This is a genomic window from Rhizobacter sp. P2_H2, from assembly GCF_056403375.1.
The window spans coordinates 1-4989 of the sequence record NZ_JBFUFP010000354.1 but is presented as its reverse complement, the minus strand read 5'-3'; the positions used below and the strand labels follow the sequence as shown (position 1 = coordinate 4989).

3 protein-coding genes and 1 pseudogene are annotated in these 4989 nt (G+C 69.6%); 1 reads left to right on the top strand and 3 read right to left on the bottom strand.

All coding sequences use genetic code 11. From position 1 onward, the window contains the following. Positions 1 to 590: pseudogene (locus AC1D15_RS17755) on the bottom strand (hypothetical protein); the annotation flags it as partial. Between the two features lies 1 nt (position 591). After that, a complete protein-coding gene (sctC, locus tag AC1D15_RS17750; protein WP_477827017.1) occupies positions 592 to 2673 on the bottom strand; it encodes a type III secretion system outer membrane ring subunit SctC in 2082 nt (693 codons plus the stop codon). A 282-nt stretch (positions 2674 to 2955) separates the two neighbouring features. Here sctC and AC1D15_RS17745 point away from each other — a divergent pair, with 282 nt between their 5' ends. Continuing rightward, positions 2956 to 4410: a serine/threonine-protein kinase gene (locus AC1D15_RS17745; protein WP_477827016.1), complete on the top strand. Its 1455-nt coding sequence runs from the start codon at positions 2956 to 2958 to the stop codon at positions 4408 to 4410. Positions 4411 to 4478: 68 nt separating this feature from the next. Here the strand turns inward: AC1D15_RS17745 and AC1D15_RS17740 are convergent. Next, a partial coding sequence (locus AC1D15_RS17740) for a hypothetical protein (RefSeq protein WP_477827015.1) occupies positions 4479 to 4989 on the bottom strand: 511 nt, incomplete at its 5' end.

Sequence of the window (4989 nt, the reverse complement as noted above, 5' to 3'; positions counted from 1 at the left end):
GCGTTGTCGAGCAGGCCGTCGATGCTCAGCGAGCCCTGGGCGATGCGCACCGACAGCCGGCCGGCAGCCACCCCGTCGATCGCCCGCTGCAGCGCGGCGCGGCTCATCTCCAGCGTCGGGGCCGGGGCCTCGTTGGCCCGCGACGTGGCCGAGACCAGCCAGCCGGCGGAGACCAGCGCGATGATCACTGCGAGCGCTCCGGGGACGGCACGGGCAGGGCGGGCCACCAGCCGTTGACGGACGGCAGCCAGGCTGCCCGACGGCGCGACGGCGCGGGTTGCGGCCAGCAGCGCGGCATCATCGGGCCAGTCGGCGCCGCTGGGGCCGGTGCAGACGCGGACACCGCTGAAGTCGACCGGGATGAAATCATCGAAGCGAAGCCGCTGCGGGCTGCCGTTCGACCACTGTGCCAGCGCGTCACCGTCGGCGCCGAGGCGCAGCGTGAGGGGCGGAAACTGCCAGTCAGCAATGGAAATGTCGCATTCATCTGCTTGTCCGATCGAATGGGTTCCTGGGCTCAGATCCAGATAGGCACCGGCATGCGTGCCGCTCAGGATGCGAAGGCGTTTGTGCGCCGGCGAAGTGCTCATGTCAGCGGGCTCCCTTGGTGTCGCAGCCGGTGGCCAGGCCCAGGGCCTGGGCCGCGCAGCCGGTCTTCGGCGCGGCGGTCTTGCTCGTCGCCTTGCCGTTCGTGTTCGCTGCCGTTCGCGTCGTCGACGAGGCGGTCGTGGCTGCCGTGGCGGTGGCCGGCGCGCTGCTGCCGGGCAGCAGTGCGGCACGCGGCGTCAGCAGCGGTTTCAGCGTCGGGATCACGTAGCCGGGCGACAGCGCGCCGTAGGTCGTCAGTGCGGCGACGGCGGTCGGGCCTGCGAAGCCGCGCTGCGTGCTGCCGGTGCGCGGCGTCGACGAGGACGACGGCGGCGGTGCGAGCGGCGTGGGGAATTCAGGCGCGGGCGCCGGCGCCGGTGTGGGTGCAGGCGCGGGTGCCGGCGTCGGCACGGTCGGCGTGGCCGCCGCACGGCCAACCCCGATCACCTTCGGCGTCAGCAGGAACAGCCGTTCGCTGCGGAAGCTCGTGTTCTCGTCGTGGCGGAACGCCGCGCCGAGCAGCGGGATGCGCGAGAGCCCCGGCAGGCCGCTGCGGCCCTTGCTGTTCGATTCGATCGAGATGCCGCCGATCAGCAGGCTCTCGCCTTCGCGCACCGTCGCTTCGGTGCTGATCTCGGTCTGCTTGATCACCGGCACCGAGTCGACGACCGTGCCTTCGAAGTTGCCGTCCTGGATCGACAGCGACAGCCGCACCTCGCGGTGGTCGGCGTAGGTGACGATCTGCGGCGTCACCTGCAGCGTGGTGCCGGCCTCGATGGTGAAGAGGTTGGCATCCAGGTTGCCGGCCACGCGCACCGAGGCGACGCGCTTGTCGGTCATCGTCGCGGTGCGGTTCACGGCCCCCAGCACCTTGGGGCGCGCCAGGATGTTGGCCTTGCCGGTGCCTTCGAGGGCGCGGATGCGGGCCAGCAGTTGCTTGCCGGCGTTGCCGACCAGCGTGGTGACGTTGCTGCCGGTCAGCGTGCTGGTGCCGGCGGTGCCGGGCTGCGCACCGGGCGAGCCGGGCGACACCGTCAGGCGGGTCACGCCGTCTTTCGTGAAGGTCCAGTCGACGCCGAGCGATTCGAAGGCGTCGCTGCTCACGTCGATGATCGAGGCCTCGATCTCGACCAGGTCCTGTGCGATGTCAAGCTGGCGGATCAGCGTCTCGTATTCGCGCATCCGGTCGGGCAGGCCGCGCACGATGATCGCGTTGGTGGCCTCCTCGGCCTGGAAGAACGGGCGCTCGGCCTCGGCAGGCGCCAGCGCGTCGCTGCTGCTCAATTGGTTGGCGCGCACCTCGTCGTCGCGCTTGTTCGCGTTGCTGCCGCCGCCGGTCTCGGGCAGCTTCAGGCCGTAGGTGGCCTGGGCGGCGCGGGCCTTGTCGGCGCGGCCGACCAGCCCGTTGACGGCACCCTTCAGGGCCTGGTTGCCGCCTGCGGCACCGGCGCCGGCGCCGTTGTTCGAGAACAGGTTGTTCAGCGTGCTGGCCAGGCCCGGCACCTTGGCGTTGCCGAACACGCGGTCGCCGGCCGTCGCGAAGCGCAGCGGGAACACCTGGATCGACTTGCCGACGCGGTCATGGCCATCGCGCTCCAGCTGCTCGAGCACCGTCGAGACGAGCTCGATGTGGCGCGGCGGGCCGTAGGCCAGCAGCGTCTGCTGGCGGTCGTCGAACTTGAGCGGGAAGCGCGCATCGCCCAGGCCCAGCGAGCCGAGCATCGAACGCACCTGCTGGCGGTCGTAGCCGCGCATGCGGAACACCCGGCTCTGCATCGCACGGGACGGGTAGACGAAGAGCGTCGTGCCGTCGAAGTACCAGATGACGCCGTAGGTGCGGGTCATCGCGTTCAGGAAGTCTTCGGGGCGGGTGTTGAAGTTCGCGTTCACCGAGCCGTCGACGCCGGAGTCGACGACCACCGGGATGCCCTGGCTCGCGGCGAAGTCCTGCAGCACGTCGGGCAGCTTCTTGCCGTCGGCGCGGTAGACGAAGCGCTTGCCCGAGAAAGGCGTCGCGTCGGCGGCAGCGGCGGGCTGCAGGGCGGCGAGTGCGGCGGCGGCAATCAGGGTGGTCAGGAATCGCACGGCTTGTGTCCGGTTTCGTTGGCTGTCTGTGCCGGTTCTCGGCGTCGACTGCATGGATGCAAGTGTGGGCGGCGTGCCGAGGCCGGAAGGGCCTGTACGCGAAGCCGTGGACAGTGCTGCGAAGGGCTGGCGGCGTCATTTTTTGAAAGCGGTTTCGAACGAACGTTCGCGCCGCGTGTCAACCCGATGAAAGCGAGGGGCCAGCGAGGTGAAAGCAATTGCGAGAACGGACATGCCGATGCCGCTTTTGTCGTGTAGCCTTGCGTGGCTTCGCGTTCACACATGAACCATCCGACCCAGCTCTCCAAGTACGCGATCAACCAGGTGATCGGTGAAGGCGCCATGGGCGTGGTCTACAAGGCCACCGACACGGTGCTGCGCCGCACCGTCGCGATCAAGACCCTGCGCCGCCCGCTGGTGGAGCAGGGCGGCGGGGGTGCACTGCTCGCCCGCTTTCGCAACGAGGCGCAGGCCGCGGCCCGCCTGATGCACCACAACATCGTTGCGGTGCACGACTATGGTGAGCACGAGTCCGAGCCGTACATCGTGATGGAGTACGTGCAGGGCTCCACGCTGAAGGAGCCGCTGCGCCGCGGCACCCGCTTCGACGATGCCGACATCGTCGGCCTGATGGCCCAGCTGCTCGACGGCCTGCACTATGCGCACGAGCAGGGCGTGTGGCACCGCGACATCAAGCCGGCCAACCTGTTGTGGACCAACGACGGGCGGCTGAAGATCGTCGACTTCGGCATTGCGCGCATCGCGACGATGGGCTTGTCGCAGGTCAGCTCGACGATCGGCACGCCCGGCCACATGGCGCCGGAGCAATACGCCGGCGAACAGGTCGACCGGCGCGTCGACATCTTCGCGGCCGGCGTGCTGCTCTACATGTTGCTGGCCGGGCGGCCGCCGTTCGTCGGCAGCAACGAGAACGTGATGTTCCAGACGCTGAGCAGCGAGCCGCTGCCGCCGTCGAGGGTGCATGGCAGCCACCGGCCGCAGTGGTTCGATCCGGTGGTCGCTCGCGCGATGGCGAAGCGTCCGGACGACCGCTTCGCGACGGCGCTGGAGTTCAAGCACGCGCTGATGGCGCAGGCAAGCCAGGCGCTCGGGCTGCCGCCGATCGCGGCGATGGTGGAGGCGGGCAGCTCGTTCATCGAGCTGCAATCGGCGGCGACGCAGCCCGACCCGCGGGCGAGCGACTGGCAGCGCGGCACCTTTGCGCTGGACACGCGGCCGATGCCGGCGCGGCCGGCGGCATCGACGCCATCGCAATGGCATTCAGAAACGCTGCAGATGCTGGAGTCGGAGCTGGCGCAATCGATCGGGCCGCTGGCGCGCGTGCTGGTGCAGCGCGCAGCGCGCTCGACGGGCGACCTGATGTCGCTGCGTCAATCGCTGGCCGAGCAGATCGACACCGAGGCGGGGCGCGACCAGTTCCTGCAGCGCACGCGCTCGCGGGCCAGCACGTTCGGCACGCTCGGCTCGGGTGGGGGCGCGGTCGTGGCGCGGCGGCGCGCTGCCGATGACACGCTGTTGGGCGACCAGGTGATGCGCGTGGCCGAGCTGGCGCTGACGCAGCATGTCGGGCCGGTGGCGCGGGTCATCGTGTCGCGCTCGGCCGCGCGTGCGTCATCGCGCGAGGAGTTCTTCCAGCTGCTGGCGCAGCATGTGGACGACGAGGACGAGCGCGAGGAACTGCTGCGCACGCTGGAGAGCAGTTCGGCGGGTCGCTGAAGGCTTCTTCTCTTCGCAATTCGAATGGGCATCGCCATTGAATTGCGATGGATCTGCGGTTGCAGCGCTCAGTGCAATGTCGGCCGCACCGCCCGCCTGCCACCCGTCTCCGACAACAGCGCATCGAATTCGTCCTCGACCGAATCCGCGAAGCCGTCGAAGGCGACCTCACCCCCATCGTCCGTCTCCTCGTCCCCATCGACGAACAAGGTCTCCAGCGCCTGCATGCCGACGGCATGACCCAGGTCCAGCGCGGCGACCGCGTCGCTCGGCTGCTCGATCCACTTCAGCGGGCTCAGCTGCAGCATGCCTTCGGACGACAGCCCGAGCATCCAGCCGTACTCGAGCATCACGGCCTGCTGCATCGCCATCATCTGCTCCACGCGCAAGCCCGCAAGCTCGCGCGCCAGCATCGGCAGCAGCACCTGCGGCCTCACCGTGGTACTCGCGCCGTCGTGCTGCATCTGCAGCCGGCACAGCAGGCCGCCGGGGCCCCAGAACGCCGAGCTGTCCTGCAACGCGGTGGCGCCGCCCTGCGGCAGCCCCATCAGCAGGGACATCTCGGAGAGGAACTCATTC